Origin of the sequence: Pseudomonas sp. Z3-8 (assembly GCF_051131975.1) — a bacterium.
GTDB lineage: Bacteria > Pseudomonadota > Gammaproteobacteria > Pseudomonadales > Pseudomonadaceae > Aquipseudomonas.
On the sequence record NZ_CP071643.1, the window covers coordinates 2858461 to 2873826 of the forward strand.

Consider the following 15366-nt stretch of genomic DNA (forward strand, 5'->3'; position numbering starts at 1 on the left):
GAAGCTGATGTGGATTTTTTCAGTCCGTTTGGCGATTGGTTCAGTTTTTTTGATCTGGATCATGACTTAATCGGGAATGTTCAGAATGCCACCATCGTTTGCATGAGGTTTATTGCCGTTGGGACGACGGCTCTGGATCGCGGTATTTCAGCCCAATCAGCAGTGCCAGGCCCGCCATTGCGAGGGCAATGGCGAAGGTGACGTGCAAGCCGTGGGCCGCAGTTTCGGGTGTTGTAGCGCCGATACCGTTCGTCGGCAAAGCGCTGGCGAAGACTGCACCTAGCACTGATGCGCCAGTAAGGAATCCCAGGTTGCGCGACAAGTTGAGCAAGCCGGCAATGGCCCCCCGCTGATGGGCGGGGAGCTCGGCCATGACCGATGTATTGTTGGCCGTCTGGAACATCGCATAGCCAAGTGTCGTGACTACAATGGCCGCGGCATAACCGGCTATGCCCAAGGCGGGAGGAACCAGCGACAGCAGCAGACAGCCGAACATCAGGGTCGTCAGCCCGACGAGACGCATGAGGCGCACGCCGAAACGGTCCGTCAGCCGCCCGGCGGGCATGCCGGCGAGGGCGGCGACACACGGCCCTGCCGCCAACACCAGGCCCACCGTTGTCGGAGGCAACCCGAGGGCGATGGCGAGATAGAACGGGCCGACCAGCAGGGTCGCCATCATGATCGCGGCGACCAGCGCGCTTGTAGCCAGGCCCGAGACGAGCAGGCGGTCGCGAAACATCGGCAGCGGGATCAGCGGCGACGCGAGTCGTTTCTGCGTCCGGACGAACCATCCGCCGCTCAGGACCGCCGCCAGCAACAGGCCGATATTCAATGCGCCAAAGCTCCCACGTCCGAGTGTCATGGCCAGGGCATAAGCGCCCAGTGTGAAAGCCAGCAGGAGCGTGCCCAGGCCATCGAAACCCACGCGCCCGGTCTTTTGCGCCGGGTATCCGGCAGGCAAAAAGCGCCAGGCCAGCAACAGCGTCAGTAACCCGAGAGGAACGTTGATCAGAAACAACGCCTGCCAGCCGAACCCGCTGATCAATATGCCGCCAAGGGACGGCCCGAGGGCGGTGCCGACCGCTGACAGCGTGGCGAGCAGACCCATGGCGCTGCCGGTCCTGGCTTTGTCGACCGTTTCGCCGACGAGGGCCAGGGTCAACGTCATCATGATGGCCGCGCCCACGCCTTGCAGGGCCCTGGCAGCGATCAGCAGCCACAACGACGGCGCCAGGCCACACAGGGCCGAAGCCAGCGTGAACAGCGCGATGCCCGCCAGCAGCAGCTTGCGGCGCCCGATCAGGTCGCCCAAGCGTCCGAGGCTGACGATCAGCGTGGTGATCGCCAGCAGATAGGCGAGGACCACCCACTGGACCAGTTGGAAGGACGCATCGAATGCCTGGGCCAGCACCGGCAAGCCGACGCTGGCGACGCTGGCGCCCAGGGATGCGAGCAGCGTTGCCAGTGCAAGGCTGGCCAGGGCTCCATGTGCCTTGCGCTGCGGTGGATTGTCGGCATTTGTTGACAGGTGATCTGCAGTAACGGGTTTCATCGTGTCCTCTCTGTCTGCGGCTCCTTCGGCGCAGCTGTCAGAACGGTACGCCGAGGCATAACATGGCGGAAGACGCAGCAGTTGCATGTTACAGCTGCACACAACGCCACCTGTGATCGAGTCCCATCAATGTCCGCACCCGATTTGAATTTGCTCCTCACCCTGGATGTGCTGCTGTCCGAAGGCAGCGTGGCTGGTGCGGCGCGCCGGCTGCGCCTCAGTCCTTCGGCCATGAGCCGGGCATTGGCGCGGTTGCGCCAGGCCACTGGCGACCCGTTGCTGGTGCGGGCCGGGCGGGGTCTGGTGCCAACTCCGCGCGCGCTGGCGTTGCGCGAGCAGGTCAGTCAACTGGTCCAGGACGCCCAGGCCGCGCTGCGCCCGGAGCAGGCGCCGGATCTGCGTCGAGTGAACCGAACCTTCACGCTGCGTACCCGCCAAGGCTTCGTGGAGAATTTCGCGCTGGAGCTGATTGCCCGAGTCAGCGAACAGGCGCCAGGGGTTCGGCTGTGTTTCGTCGACAAGGCCGATAAGGACAGCACCGCGCTGCGCGAGGGCAGTGTGGATCTGGAAACCGCCGTGGTGGATGAGCGCACCCGTCCGGAGTTGCGCACGCAGGCGTTGTTTCGAGACCGCCTCATCGGCGTGGTTCGCCCGGGGCATCCGCTGAGCCAGATCGAGGTGAGCGCTGCCGACTATGGGATGGGCGCGCACATCGGCGTGTCCCTGCACGACCTCGATCATGGACCGATGGATCAGGCATTGGGGGCATTGGGTCTGTCCCGTGAAATCATCACCAGCGTCCCGGGCTTTTCCGCTGCGCTGGGGCTCGCCCGGTCCAGCGACCTCATCGCCAGCGTGCCGGAGCGCTACACCACCCGTTTGCGCACCGGCATGCACAGTTTCGCGCTGCCGTTTGCGCTGCCCGGGTTCACTATCGCGATGCTCTGGCACCCGCGTATGGATGCCGATCCGGTGCATCGCTGGTTAAGAGATTGCATGAGAGAGGTTTGCGCGGATCAATACGCGCGCAAAAAACCTGGGGGGCAATAAGCCTGGAGGAAACGGTTCAGTCTTCCTTGCGAATCGTCGCCACTTCATCGGCGCGGACCCGGACTTTGCGGCCAGAAATGTCTTCGAATTCGTAGAAGCCATCGGCGGTGCGGGTGTTCGGCGTGTCCTCGGTCAAATACTGGGTACCGTTCTGCAAGGTCACCACGGTCGGAGAGGCGCAGCCGGCCAGCGCCAGCAGCGCGGTGACGACCAAGGGCAGGCCCAGAAACCTGATGTTCATATCCATAACCTCTTTCGAAAGGACGCAGCCCGGCTGATTCGACCGGGCCATCACTGAGTTAACCGCCATTGGTCTCGCTTGTTGTAGGAAAGTTCATCGCACAGGGAAGGATTTCTCCTTTAAATATAGGCGACCGCTCATCTTTTGCAGTTGCCTGGGCGGCGAGTAGCTGATATCTGTACGCATAACCAGTGTTTCAGCATGCGTGGCGCTTTTTTCCGTGACAGCCAATCCCCTTGACGACCCCTTTTATTACCTGAACAACTTCCAGCGGGTCCTCGCCTGGTTGACGCAACGCTATGCCGACGTATTGAGTGTCGAAGAGCATCGGTTTATCGATGATTTCATCGCTTTGCCGCGTCCGGCCCAAGGCTTGCTGGTGCGGATGGTGATGCGCAAGGGCCTGCACTTTCGTCACACCAAGCTGCGCTATGCGGAAATTGGCGACATCGCCGACGCCGTGGCGCCGTTGTTGGCGCTGGGCTGGGTCGAAGAGCAGGCGTGCCTGAGCCTTGTCGAACTGTTCGATATGCTGCTCAAGCCGGAAATACTTCTGTGCCTGGGGCATCTGATCGAGCAACCCAAGGCACGCAAATCCGAATGGCTGCACACCCTGAGTGATCAGGACGGCCAGCCGCAGCCGTTTCGCGCCTGGTGCCCGCAACTCGAAGAGCGGCTGTACAGCCTCACGGTGATGGGGCTGTGCGACCGTTTGCGGTTGATGTTCTTCGGCAATCTCTATCAGGACTGGTCGGAGTTCGTGCTGGCGGACCTGGGTATCTTTGTCTATGAAGCCGTTGAGTTCAGCGCCGATTCCCGGGGGCTGCGCAGCCGCGAGGACATCGATGCCTGCGTCTTCCTGCATGAATGCCAGCAACGCTTCGACGCCGGCGAACCGCTCGAACCGATCATCGCCCGGGTCAATGCCCTGGAGCTGGACAATCCCTGGCTTGAGCGGCGCCGGGGCAAGCTATTGTTCCAGATCGGCCAGCATTGCGAACGCATCGGTGATTTTGCCCAGGCCCTGAGTCTTTATCGCGGCTGTACTTACCCCGGCGCGCGACTGCGAATGATCCGCGTGCTGGAGCGCATCGGCGAATATGCCCTGGCCCTCGAACTGGGTGAGGCCGCGGCCCAGGCGCCCCAAAGCGCTGCCGAGCGCCAGGCCTTGCTCCGGATCGTGCCCCGACTGCGGCGCAAACTCGGCGGCCCGCCGGTGGCCCGCGCCGTGGCCAGGGAGGTCGAACGACTGGACTTGCATCTGCCGCGTGTCGACCCGACGTTGTCGGTGGAATATTACGTACAGGCTCATCTGCATGACGAAGCCGCCCCGGTGCACTACGTCGAGAACAGCCTGGTCAATTCGCTGTTCGGCCTGTTGTGCTGGCCGGCGATTTTCGCGCCGCTGCCGGGGGCTTTTTTCCACCCGTTCCAGCGCGGGCCGGTGGACCTGCTGAACGAAGATTTCCATGACCGTCGCGCCGAACTGTTCGCGGCCTGTTTCGCCGAGCTGGACGACGGGCGCTATCGGCAGACCATCCGTCGACGTTACGCGGAAAAATGGGGCGTGCAGTCACCGTTCGTGTTCTGGGGCGCACTGTCCGAAGACCTGCTGGACCAGGCGCTTGACTGTCTGCCGGCCGAACACCTCAAGCACTGGTTCGGCCGTCTGCTGCTGGACATCAAGGCCAACCGCGCCGGCATGCCCGACCTGATCCAGTTCTGGCCGCAGCACAAGACCTACCGCATGATCGAAGTCAAAGGCCCCGGCGATCGCCTGCAGGATAACCAACTGCGCTGGCTGGAGTTCTGCCACGAACACCGGATGCCCGTCGCCGTCTGTTATGTGCAATGGGCGGAGCAGGGCGCGTGACCGAGATGCCGGGCTACAGCATTGCCGTGCGGGCGTTATGCGAGTTCACCGCGAAGGTCGGCGATCTCGACTTGCGTTTCACGCCGTCACCCACCGCCCTGGAAGGTATCGTCGGCCACCGTACCGTGGCATCACGGCGCCAGGAGGGCTACCAGGCCGAAGTCAGCCTGGAAGGCGTCTACCAGACCTTGAAGGTCAAGGGGCGGGCCGACGGCTACGACCCGGCCCGCAATCGTCTGGAGGAAGTGAAGACCTATCGGGGCGACCTGAGCAAGCAACCGGACAACCACCGCCAGTTGCATTGGGCCCAGGCGAAAATTTATGGCTGGCTGCTGTGCGAAAAGTTGCAGTTGCCGCGCATTGAGGTTGCCTTGGTCTATTTCGACATCGTCAGTGAAAAGGAGACCTGCCTGACCCAAAGCTGCGAAGCCTCGCAGCTCCAGGCGTTCTTCGAGCAGCAGTGTGCTCGGTTCCTGGCGTGGGCCGAACAGGAAATGCGCCATCGCCAGGCGCGTAACCTGGGCGCCCAGGCGCTGACGTTTCCCCACGCCGGCTTTCGGCCGGGGCAACGTCACCTGGCTGAATCGGTGTTCAAGGCGGTCAGCACCGGGCGCTGCCTGATGGCCCAGGCGCCCACTGGCATCGGCAAGACCGTCGGCACCTTGTTCCCCATGTTCAAGGCCATGGCGCCGCAGCGTCTGGACAAGGTGTTGTTTCTCACGGCAAAAACCCCCGGACGCAGGCTGGCCCTGGATGCGGCCCAGCTGATCACCAACAACGCCCCGGCGATGCCGCTGCGGGTATTGGAAATGATCGCGCGGGACAAGGCCTGCGAGCATCCGGACAAAGCCTGCCACGGCGAATCATGCCCGCTGGCCCGGGGGTTTTATGATCGCCTGCCGCTGGCCCGGGCAGCGGCGAGCCAGGTCACGCTGCTCGACCAGGCGGCGTTGCGCGATATCGCCTTGAGCCATGAAGTCTGTCCGTACTACCTGAGCCAGGAAATGGCCCGTTGGGCCGACGTGGTGGTGGCTGACTACAACTACTACTTCGATTTCAGCGCCTTGCTCTTCGGCCTCGCCCAGGCCAATGGCTGGACGGTCGCGACCCTGGTGGACGAAGCCCACAACCTGGTGGAGCGAGGGCGCCAGATGTACAGCGCGAGCCTGGACCAGCTTGCGCTGGCGACGGTGCTGAAAACGGCGCCGGAGCCTTTGAAGAAATCGTTGCGCAAGGTCAGCCGTCAGTGGAGCGCCTTGCACGAGCCGCAAATTGCCGCCTACCAGGCGTATGAAAAACCACCGGAGAAACTGCTTCAGGCATTGGGAACGTGCACCAGCGCCATCGGCGATTACCTCAATGACCATCCCCAAGGGCTGGACAGTCAGCTGCAAGCGTTTTATTTCGATGCGTTGCAGTTCGCTCGCGTGGCGGAGGCATTTGATGAGCATTTCCTGTTCGATATTCACAAGCGCGAATCCGGCCGCCAGCGCAGCCTGTCGACGCTGTGCCTGCGCAACGTGGTGCCGGCCGGTTTCCTGCGACCCAGGTTCACGGCGTCGCGCAGCAGCGTACTGTTCTCCGCGACCCTGAGCCCGCGGCGCTATTACGCCGATTTGCTGGGGACACCCGCGGACACGGTATGGATCGATGTCGAATCACCGTTCCAGGCCGAACAGTTGGATGTCCGGGTGGTCAGCCGGATCTCCACCCGCTTCGCCCATCGCCAGGGCTCCCTTGAGCCGATCGTCGCGCTGATGGCTCGCCAGTTCTCCGAGCGTCCCGGCAACTACCTGGCGTTCTTCAGCAGCTTCGATTACTTGCAACAGGTGGCCGGGTTGTTGGCCGAGCGACATCCGCACATTGCGACCTGGACGCAATCGCGCGGAATGGGCGAGGCGCCGCGGCAGGCGTTCCTCGAACGCTTCATGGAGCACAGCCAGGGCATTGGCTTCGCGGTGCTGGGCGGCGCGTTCGGCGAGGGCATCGACCTGCCGGGCTCGCGGCTGATCGGAGCGTTCATCGCCACCCTCGGGCTGGCGCAGTTCAACCCGGTCAATGAACAGATCAAGCAGCGCATGGCGACGATCTTTGGCGACGGCTATGACTACACCTACCTGTATCCCGGCCTGCAAAAAGTCGTGCAGGCCGCTGGCCGGGTCATCCGCACCCAGCAGGATCGCGGAGTGGTGATGCTGATCGACGACCGCTTTGGCGAGGCCAAGGTGCAGCGATTATTGCCGCAGTGGTGGACCGTCAGGCAGGAGCAACCCCAATCCAATGTGGGAGCGAGCTTGCTCGCGATGGCGTCGGAACAGGTTGCATCTTCATAGACTGATCCACCGCGATCGCGAGCAAGCTCGCTCCCACAAGTATTCTATAGCCCCACATAAATCAGGTTTTTACTCGGGCTGCAGTTGTTCCATACTCCGCATAAATCCCCTGATCCCTCGGCCAACATGCTTGAGAACAACCCAAAGACTACCCGCATCAACGAAGAACAGCGCTTCCGGCTGCTTATCGATGCCGTGGTCGACTACGCCATTTACATGACCGACCCGTCCGGCATCATCACCAGCTGGAACTCTGGCGCTCGACGCTTCAAGGGGTATGAGGAATCCGAGATCCTCGGCCAGCACTTTTCCCGGTTCTACACCGATCAGGACCGTGCCGCCGGGTTGCCGCAATCGGCCCTCGATACGGCCGTGCGCGAGGGGCGTTTCGAAGGCGAAGGCTGGCGGGTGCGCAAGGACGGCACGCTGTTCTGGTCCCATGTGGTCATCGACCCGATCATCGACAGCCAGAGCGGCGAACTGCTCGGTTTCGCCAAGATCACCCGGGACCTGACCGATCGCAAGATGGCCGAGGAAACCCTCAAGCAGAGCGAGCAACAGTTCCGCCTGCTGGTGCAAAGCGTCACCGACTACGCCATCTATATGCTTGACCCGGACGGGCAGGTGACCAACTGGAACCAGGGTGCGCAGCGGATCAAGGGCTACCTGCCGGCCCAAGCGATCGGCCAGCACTTCTCGATGTTCTACACCCCCGAAGACCGGGAGGCCGGGGAGCCGCAGCGGGCCCTGAGCATCGCCGCCAGCGTCGGCCGTTTTGAAAAGAAGGGGTGGCGCGTGCGCAAGGATGGCACGCGCTTCATGGCTCATGTGGTTATCGATGCGATTCGCAGCGATACCGGCACACTCCTGGGATTTGCCAAGATCACCCGCGACATTACCGATGCCACGCAGGCGCAACAGGCCTTGGAGCAGGCTCGCGAGGCACTGTTTCAAGCGCAGAAACTGCAAGCGATCGGCCAGCTTACCGGCGGCATCGCCCACGATTTCAACAATCTGCTGACAGTGATCCTCGGCAACCTGGAAATCATGCGCAAGCGCATGCCCAGCGAACCAAAACTCACCCAACTGCTGGACAACGCCGTGCAGGGGGCGCTTCGCGGTGTTTCCCTGACCCAGCGCATGCTGGCGTTCGCCCGTCGGCAGAAGCTCAGCTCCGAACCAGTGGAGCTGGCGACGCTGGTGCAAGGCATCAGCGGCCTGCTGCAAAGTTCGATGGGCCCGTCGATTCATATCCAGACCCGATTTGCCGAGGCGTTGTCGCCGGTACTGGCCGACGTCAACCAGCTCGAACTGGCGATCCTCAACCTGGCGACCAATGCCCGGGATGCCATGCCCCAGGGCGGCAGGATATTGATCGAGGCGCAGGAGCGGCTGGGTAGCCAGGCCGGTGGTCCAGGTAGGCCGTTAGGCAACGAGCGATACATTTGCCTGTCGCTCACCGACGAAGGTGATGGCATGGACGAAATGACGCTGGCCTCGGCCGTGGATCCTTTTTTCACTACCAAGGGCGTGGGCAAGGGCACCGGGCTGGGACTGTCCATGGTGCATGGTCTGGCCGAGCAACTGGGCGGACGGCTAATCCTCAAGAGCGAAAAAGGCGTCGGTACCACCGCCGAGCTGTGGTTGCCGGTGGCTGATGAGTCGACCACGGACAAGCCGCCGGTCGTGGACACGGCTACGCCACCTGTCCACGCGCTACTGGTATTGGTGGTCGACGATGACAGCCTGGTGATGACCAGCACCCGCTTGCTGATCGAAGACCTTGGCCACCGGGTGCTTTGCGCGCTGTCGGGCCCCCAGGCGCTGGAGTTGTATGAGCGCAACCCGGATATCGACCTGGTGATCACCGACATGGCCATGCCCCAGATGGACGGTGCGCAGTTGGCGAAACTGCTGCGCGACCGTCAGCCGACGCTGCCGATCATCCTGGCGACTGGCTACGCCGAGCGCCTGGAAGGCTTCGCCACGCAGTTGCCACGGCTGACCAAGCCGTTCAAGCAGATTGATCTGGTGCAGGTGATTGGGCAGACGATGAAATAAACCGTCTTGGGGTCGCTGCGCAACCCATCGCGAGCAAGCTCCCTCGCCACCAAAGCGACTTGCGCAGCTACTGGGTATTTTTCTTGAAGCCGCGCAGGTTCATCGCACACAGGCAGAACTGCAGGACGATCAGCGCATAGGCATCGGTGTGCAGACCCCACACGACCCAGAGAATGTTACTGACGATAAAACAACTGAACCCAGCGACCCGCCGGCGGGGTTGGCGTGAGCCGATCAGCCACGCGGCCAATACCGTTACCGCCATCGCGGGCCATTGGACCCATCCCAGATAATCCACGCATTTCTTCCTCTTGCCGTTGATGCTCTACAGACCTTGGCACGGGCGTGGAATTCTTTTTTTTCAAGCACAGGGCCGTTCTCAATTGAACGGGATATCTTCCAACCTCAGCAACGTTTCTATCCGCGCCGGACTGAAAGGCGGGCGAGGAGCAGGCGGCGTCCAGCCAAGCAGATGCTCCAGCGCCGCACCACAGACCCGGCCCTGACACGCCCCCATGCCGCAACGACTCGCCAGTTTCGCCTCACGCCAGTTCTCAAAATCGCTCAGCTCACCATAGGCCACGTCTTCACAACGGCAGACCAAGGTGTCGCGTTGGGGCAGGTTCTTCAAATGGGCATCAAGCGCAAACGCAGAGTTCAAGGCCCGGGCAAAACCTTGCCAGCGTGCACGACCAGGCCACAGACGCTCGGCGGCCAGGGTCTCGCCGACAGCGGCGTGGCCAGCGATGGCGCCCTCCACCAAGGCCAGTTCGCTGCCGCCGAAACCGGTGCATTCACCTGCGGCGTAATGATCAACGCGAGTCGTGGCTTGCCGGGCATCGACCGCAAGCGCTTGTCCATCAAGGCCACAGCCTAAAGCCTGGCCCAGCTGGGTATTGGGAATAAGGCCGAAGCCACAGGCCAACCGGTCGCAGGCCAGTTCAACGGTTTTGCCGTGTTGCAGCAGACGCACACCTTCGAGCTTGTCCGTTCCCAAGGCCTCCAGCACGTAGGCGTCGGTGCGGTAGTGAGAATCGAACAGGCTGAACGCCTGCAACAATTTGCCCGGCCAGCGCGGCAGACTCGCGGCGAAACCCGCCACGGCGGCGCGGTTGGCTTGCTCGGCGATTCGCAGCAGTTGCGCCCCGTGATGTTTCGCCGTGGCCGCACTGGCAAGTAACAGCGGCCCGCTGCCGGCGATCACCAAACGTTCGCCACGCACCGGCAGGCCGCCCTTGATCAACGCCTGCAAGCCGCCGGCGCCGGTGACACCGGGCAGCGTCCAGCCAGGGAAGGGCAGCAGCAGTTCACGGGCTCCGGTGCACAGGATCAAGCGGTCATAGGCGATCAGCCAACCCTGCTCGGCGTCTTCTACCAGCAAGGTTTTATCGGCGGCGCTGGCGATCACTCGGGCGCCCATGCGCCAGGACACATTGGTGCAAGCGCGCACCCGTTCCCGCAAGCGCCGTGCCTGCTTGGGCAGGTTGGCCTGGGGGCCGTCGCGCCAGATCTGTCCGCCGGGGACCGGGTTGTCGTCGAGCAGCACAATGCGCGCGCCGCTGCTGGACGCCGCCAGCGCCGCCGCCATTCCGGCAGGGCCGGCACCGATGATCAGAATGTCAGTGGATTGATTCATGCCCGGGTGTCCACTTGCATGCCATCACGGCACAGCGTCTGGCAGGCCAGGCGCCGGCGGCTGTCGATCAGCACCCGGCACTCCTGGCAGATGCCCATGCCGCACAAGGGCGCGCGTCGCTGGCCGGTCACCGAGGTTCGGCTGCAGCCGTCGGAGCCCAGGGCCAAAGCCGCGGCGACGGTGGTGCCTTCAGCGATCGAGAATTTACGTCCATCAATGAAGAGTTCAGGCATGGTCTCTTACCCTTCAGCCAGATAGAGCCTGGAGCAACCCACCGTGGCGAGGGAGCTTGCTCCCGCTCGGTGGCGCAGCCGCCGCAAAACCAGTACACGCGGTGTGCCTGGGTAACCTGCTAGCAATGTATTGGGACCGCTGCGCAGTCCAGCAGGAGCAAGCTCCCTCGCCACGGGAGAGAGGTTCAGGGCTTCAGGCATGGGCAGGTTCTCCCAGGAAACGTTGCGGCAGATAAGGTTGTGGGGCCAGCGGCGCGGTTTCGTTGAACAGTTGCGCGACCAGCAGGTCGGCCGTCGCCGGCGCGGTGGTGACGCCGAGTCCTTCGTGACCCACCGCCAGCCACAGGCCCTTGCGTTGCGGATGCTGGCCCACCAGCGGCAGGCCGTCGGGGCTCGCCGCGCGAAAACCGGTCCAGGCGCGGATGCCGTTGAGATGCGCCAGGCCAGGCATGTAGTCGACGGCGCGCTTGAGCATTTTCGCCAGCATCCAGCCCTCGACCTGCGGATCGATGTTGCCAAATTGCCGAGAGGCGCCAATGAACAGTTGTCCGGTAGGGCGCGGCTGGATGTTACAGGCCACCGATGGCCCGCTGGCGTTGTGGGCGCTGGTGACATAACCCAGTTCGACCAGGGTGTGGGTGACAGTGGCGGGGTAGCGATCGGTGATCAACAGGTGGCCTTTCTTGGGTTCGATCGGCAGCTCCGGACACAAGTCGGTGGCCTGGATGCCGTTGGCGAGCACCACCGCTTCGGCACTCAGCCAATGACCGTCACTGAGTCGTACGCGGAGGCCGTCCACTTCGCTGACCTCGGCACGTTGCTGGCGAATGTTGTCGTGATCGAGCATCCAGCGGGCGGCGGCGGGCGCATAGAGAATGCCGTCGCCCTTGATCAGCAGCCCGCCTTCCAGTCCCGTCCGCAGTTCCGGTTCGCGCTGCTGCAAAGCGGCCCGGCCAAGCAGTTCGCAGGCTTCGCCGTGGGCCATCAGATTCAGGTACTTGTCGTGGGCCACGGCCATCTCTTCGGCGTTGGCGGCCAGCCACAGTGTGCCGTTATTGCGCCAGGCGCAGCCCTCAGGCAAGGCGGGGGCCAACTCGCGCCATCGCCGCAGGGAATATTGGCTCAGGGCCAGCTCCGCCGGGTTGTCGTCGAGCACCAGCAGATGCCCCATGCCGGCCGCCGTGGCGCCGTGCCAGCCGGCGTCCAGCACCAGCACCCGCAAGCCACGCAGGGCCAAGGTCCGGGCGCAGGCCGCGCCGATGATGCCGGCGCCAATGACGATGACATCGGCGACAGGACCCTCGCTCACGGACGAATGCCCCAGGCGAACGGGTCGTCCGGATCGATGATCAACGTAGTTTCGGCGCTGATGTAGGCGCGGCCGCGGATGGTCGGGACGATGCGCTCGCCTGAACGCTCGTACGAGCCTTCGAATTCACTGCCGATGACACTGGCCTGACGCCAGATCTGTCCCGGTTGCAACTTGCCGTCGGCGGCCAGGCACGCCAGTTTGGCGCTAGTGCCGGTGCCGCAAGGGGAGCGGTCATAGGCCTTGCCGGGGCAGAGCACGAAGTTGCGACTGTCGGCATCGGGATCATCGGCGAACAGTTCGATGTGATCGATCAGCCCGCCGTCCTCGCCCCGAAAGCCCTGCTGTTCCAGAGCCTGCTGGACCGCGAACGTGTAGGCGGTCAAGGCATCGAGATTGTCGCCCGCCACCCGCTGGCCATGGTCGGCGATCAGGAAAAACCAATTGCCGCCCCAGGCCACGTCGCCCACCACCGGACCGATGCCGGGCACTTCCAGGCGCAACGCCTGGCGATAACGGTAGGCCGGCACGTTGCGCACGCTGACAGAACGATCCTCGTGCAGAGTGGCCTGCACCGTGCCCACCGGCGTCTCGATGTTATGCACGCCGGGGCCGATCCGGCCCAGGTGCGCCAATGACGCCACCAGGCCGATAGTGCCGTGGCCGCACATGCCCAGGTAACCGCTGTTGTTGAAAAAGATCACTCCGGCACAGGCCGTCGGGTCCACCGGTTCACACAGCAGGGCGCCCACCAGCACATCGCTGCCCCTGGGTTCCAGCACGCACGCGGTGCGCCAGGCATCGTGCTGTTCGGCCAGGCGCTGCCTGCGCTCGGCCATGCTGCCCTGGCCCAGTTCAGGGAAACCGGCGGTGACCAATCGGGTCGGTTCGCCGCCGGTGTGGGAGTCGATCACAGTGATGCGTTTCATGGCGCCACGTCCGTTCAGGTGAGTGAACGCAAGCGTGGCCCGTGCCGAGGGTTGGCGGCTTGAGGGTTTTATCTGTCGCTCGTGACGAAATCGGCACAGTGCGAAGGCATCATCGGCTCGACGGCAGGAATTCGAAAAGTGTCTGGCAGACTCCGGCGATGTGTTCGTCCAGCAGCTTCACCGCGCGTTCGACATCACCGGCCCGGCAGGCGTCGAGTATTTCCCGGTGCTCGTGGTCGGCGCGCTCCTTGCCCGCCGACAGGCTCATCTGCATGCGCAGGTAACGTTCAAGCTTGTCGTGGACCGAGCGGATCAGCCCGACCATGAACGGCCGTTGCGCCGGTTCGTAAAGGCATGCGTGCAGTTGCCAGTTGAGCTCGGCCCAGCGGCCGACGTCATCTTCGCCGATGAACTCGCGACAGATGCTGTCGGCGCGGGCGAAGGTCGCTTCGGTCATGTTGGGAATGGCCAGGCGCAGGACCTTGTCCTCGAGCAGCATCCGCACCTCGAACATCTGCGCCAGTTCCGCTTCGGAAATCCGCGTGACCATCGCCCCGCGGTTGCGCTGGAACATCACCAGGCCTTCGGCCTCCAGGCGCTTGAGCGCCTCGCGCACGGGGATCTTGCTGACATTGAACTGCCGGGCGATGTCGTCCTGGCGGATCGGCTCGTCTTCGGCAAAGTGCCCGGCCACAATGGCATCGCGCAGGTGACGGGTGATGATTTCCGAGGTGGAAGGGGTATTGCCCAGGTCGGGCAGGTTGAACTTGGATAATGTCACGGCGGCGAGTCGTTCGGGCTGAGTTGGGGATATGGTATACGACTTTGCCTGCGGCGATGTCGAGCGCTGGTGTGGCGAGGTCAGCCATGGGATGGCTGGGCGATGAAAGCTTCGCTGCGAACGATCAGCAAACCGGTGACCGCTGCGCCCGCCAGCAGTGCCAGGCCGAACACCAGCAGCGCCATGTCAGCGCCGAAACGATCGGCCAGCAACCCGGTCACCACCACCGGGATGCTGAACCCGACGTAGGCGAACAGGAAAAAACCGGCGCTGACCCGGGCTTTCTGCGCACCGGCCATGGCGGTCACTGCCGACAACCCGCCGAGATACAAAAATCCATAGCACGCACTGCTGGCGCCCAGGGCCCCGAACAGCACCGCGGCCAGGGAGCCGATGCTCGCGCCCCAGGCGAGCAATGCATAGCTCAACGGCAAGACCAACAAGCCCAAGCCGGTAGCTCTGGCCGGTTGCATGCGTCGCACCCAGGGCTGGAAGAGCAGGCCGCAGCTGATGACAGTAAACGTTGACAATCCCGACCAACGCTGCAAATCGTGGCTGGCCAGCACCGACGGCAGGATCGCGATCACCAGCCCGGAAGTGGCCCAGGCCAGCAGCATGGAAAAGCTGTAGGGCAGGCTCCCGGCGGGAAACAGCGGCTGGCGCAGCAGCGGCGCCTGCTCGATTCGCACCGCGGGGTCGGGCAGCCGCCAGACCACGATCAGCGCCAGGCCAGCCAGCACCAACTGCAGCCAGAAACTGCCAGGGGTAACGCTGGGGCAGGCGAAAAGAAACAGGCTGGTCAGCGCCGCGCCCAGGCCAAAACCCAGGGAGGTGCTCGCCGTGACCCGGTTGGCCGGTGAGCGGCTGTCGGCAGTTGCCAGCAGTTCCGTCATGTAGGCGGTCGCGGTCGCCGAGGCCAGCCCGGTCCCGACCCCCATCATCAGGCGCGCCACACCCAGGGCGATCAGGTTGGGCCAGAGCACGGTGACCAGCGTCGCCAGCATCGACAGGACAAGTGCAGTGAGAATCAACGGTTTGCGACCCACCCGGTCGGCCAAACCGCCGAAGGCCAGCAGCACCGGCAACACCCCCAGCACATAACCGGAGAACGCCACCGCCGTGGCGCCGGCTCCGTAGCCGGAAAGCTGCGCATAGGTGGTGTACAGCGGCGCCTGGAGATTGACCGCCAGGGTGATCAGGCACAGTCCGAATGCCAGGCCCCATGAGTGTCGTTGCGATGCGTTCAAGAGCGTTCCTTGAGAGTGCGGAGTCTCGGCGAACTATCGCGGCCGTCCCGCAGGCAAACAAGGAACAGACGGACGCCTTTTATGTTTAACTGTTTGCGCGAAATTCAAGAACACTTGGAGA

General features: G+C 63.5%; 13 protein-coding genes. 4 read left to right on the plus strand and 9 right to left on the minus strand.

Annotated features, from left to right (window positions below; genetic code table 11):
- Positions 1–109: 109 nt before the first annotated feature.
- Positions 110–1552 (minus strand): MFS transporter, encoded by a 1443-nt coding sequence (locus J3P94_RS13225; RefSeq protein ID WP_434573969.1) that lies wholly within the window; start codon positions 1550–1552, stop codon positions 110–112.
- A 129-nt stretch (positions 1553–1681) separates the two neighbouring features.
- Between J3P94_RS13225 and J3P94_RS13230 the strand changes: the two genes are divergently transcribed.
- On the plus strand, positions 1682–2602 hold the full coding sequence (locus J3P94_RS13230; RefSeq protein ID WP_434573971.1) for a LysR family transcriptional regulator: 921 nt from the start codon (positions 1682–1684) through the stop codon (positions 2600–2602).
- A 16-nt stretch (positions 2603–2618) separates the two neighbouring features.
- On the opposite strand, the gene J3P94_RS13235 is transcribed toward J3P94_RS13230, so the two are convergent.
- Positions 2619–2843, minus strand: a complete 225-nt coding sequence (locus J3P94_RS13235; protein WP_434573973.1) for a YgdI/YgdR family lipoprotein — start codon at positions 2841–2843, stop codon at positions 2619–2621.
- Between the two features lie 220 nt (positions 2844–3063).
- Here J3P94_RS13235 and J3P94_RS13240 point away from each other — a divergent pair, with 220 nt between their 5' ends.
- The 3 genes from J3P94_RS13240 (at position 3064) to J3P94_RS13250 (ending at position 9110) form a co-directional block, all read left to right on the plus strand.
- Entirely contained in the window at positions 3064–4716 is a 1653-nt protein-coding gene (locus tag J3P94_RS13240; RefSeq protein WP_434573975.1) for a VRR-NUC domain-containing protein, read from the plus strand.
- A 5-nt stretch (positions 4717–4721) separates the two neighbouring features.
- Positions 4722–7049, plus strand: a complete 2328-nt coding sequence (locus tag J3P94_RS13245; RefSeq protein ID WP_434574163.1) for a helicase C-terminal domain-containing protein — start codon at positions 4722–4724, stop codon at positions 7047–7049.
- Between the two features lie 126 nt (positions 7050–7175).
- Positions 7176–9110: a PAS domain S-box protein gene (locus J3P94_RS13250; protein ID WP_434573976.1), complete on the plus strand. Its 1935-nt coding sequence runs from the start codon at positions 7176–7178 to the stop codon at positions 9108–9110.
- A gap of 67 nt (positions 9111–9177) precedes the next feature.
- Here J3P94_RS13250 and J3P94_RS13255 read toward each other — a convergent pair whose 3' ends face one another.
- From J3P94_RS13255 to J3P94_RS13285, 7 genes are all read right to left on the minus strand, one after another.
- Positions 9178–9408, minus strand: coding sequence for a hypothetical protein (locus J3P94_RS13255; protein ID WP_305500811.1), 231 nt, complete (start codon positions 9406–9408; stop codon positions 9178–9180).
- An 81-nt stretch (positions 9409–9489) separates the two neighbouring features.
- Positions 9490–10746 (minus strand): FAD-dependent oxidoreductase, encoded by a 1257-nt coding sequence (locus J3P94_RS13260; RefSeq protein WP_434573978.1) that lies wholly within the window; start codon positions 10744–10746, stop codon positions 9490–9492.
- Positions 10743–10979, minus strand: coding sequence for a 2Fe-2S iron-sulfur cluster-binding protein (locus tag J3P94_RS13265; protein WP_434573980.1), 237 nt, complete (start codon positions 10977–10979; stop codon positions 10743–10745). The genes J3P94_RS13260 and J3P94_RS13265 overlap by 4 nt, the downstream gene beginning before the upstream one ends.
- Positions 10980–11172: 193 nt before the next feature.
- A complete protein-coding gene (locus tag J3P94_RS13270; RefSeq protein ID WP_434573981.1) occupies positions 11173–12288 on the minus strand; it encodes an NAD(P)/FAD-dependent oxidoreductase in 1116 nt (371 codons plus the stop codon).
- Positions 12285–13217, minus strand: coding sequence for a 4-hydroxyproline epimerase (locus J3P94_RS13275; RefSeq protein ID WP_434573983.1), 933 nt, complete (start codon positions 13215–13217; stop codon positions 12285–12287). Before J3P94_RS13275 ends, J3P94_RS13270 begins: the two co-directional genes overlap by 4 nt.
- 109 nt (positions 13218–13326) lie before the next feature.
- A complete protein-coding gene (locus J3P94_RS13280; RefSeq protein WP_305500821.1) occupies positions 13327–13998 on the minus strand; it encodes a GntR family transcriptional regulator in 672 nt (223 codons plus the stop codon).
- An 80-nt stretch (positions 13999–14078) separates the two neighbouring features.
- On the minus strand, positions 14079–15245 hold the full coding sequence (locus tag J3P94_RS13285; RefSeq protein ID WP_434573986.1) for an MFS transporter: 1167 nt from the start codon (positions 15243–15245) through the stop codon (positions 14079–14081).
- Positions 15246–15366: the final 121 nt, after the last annotated feature.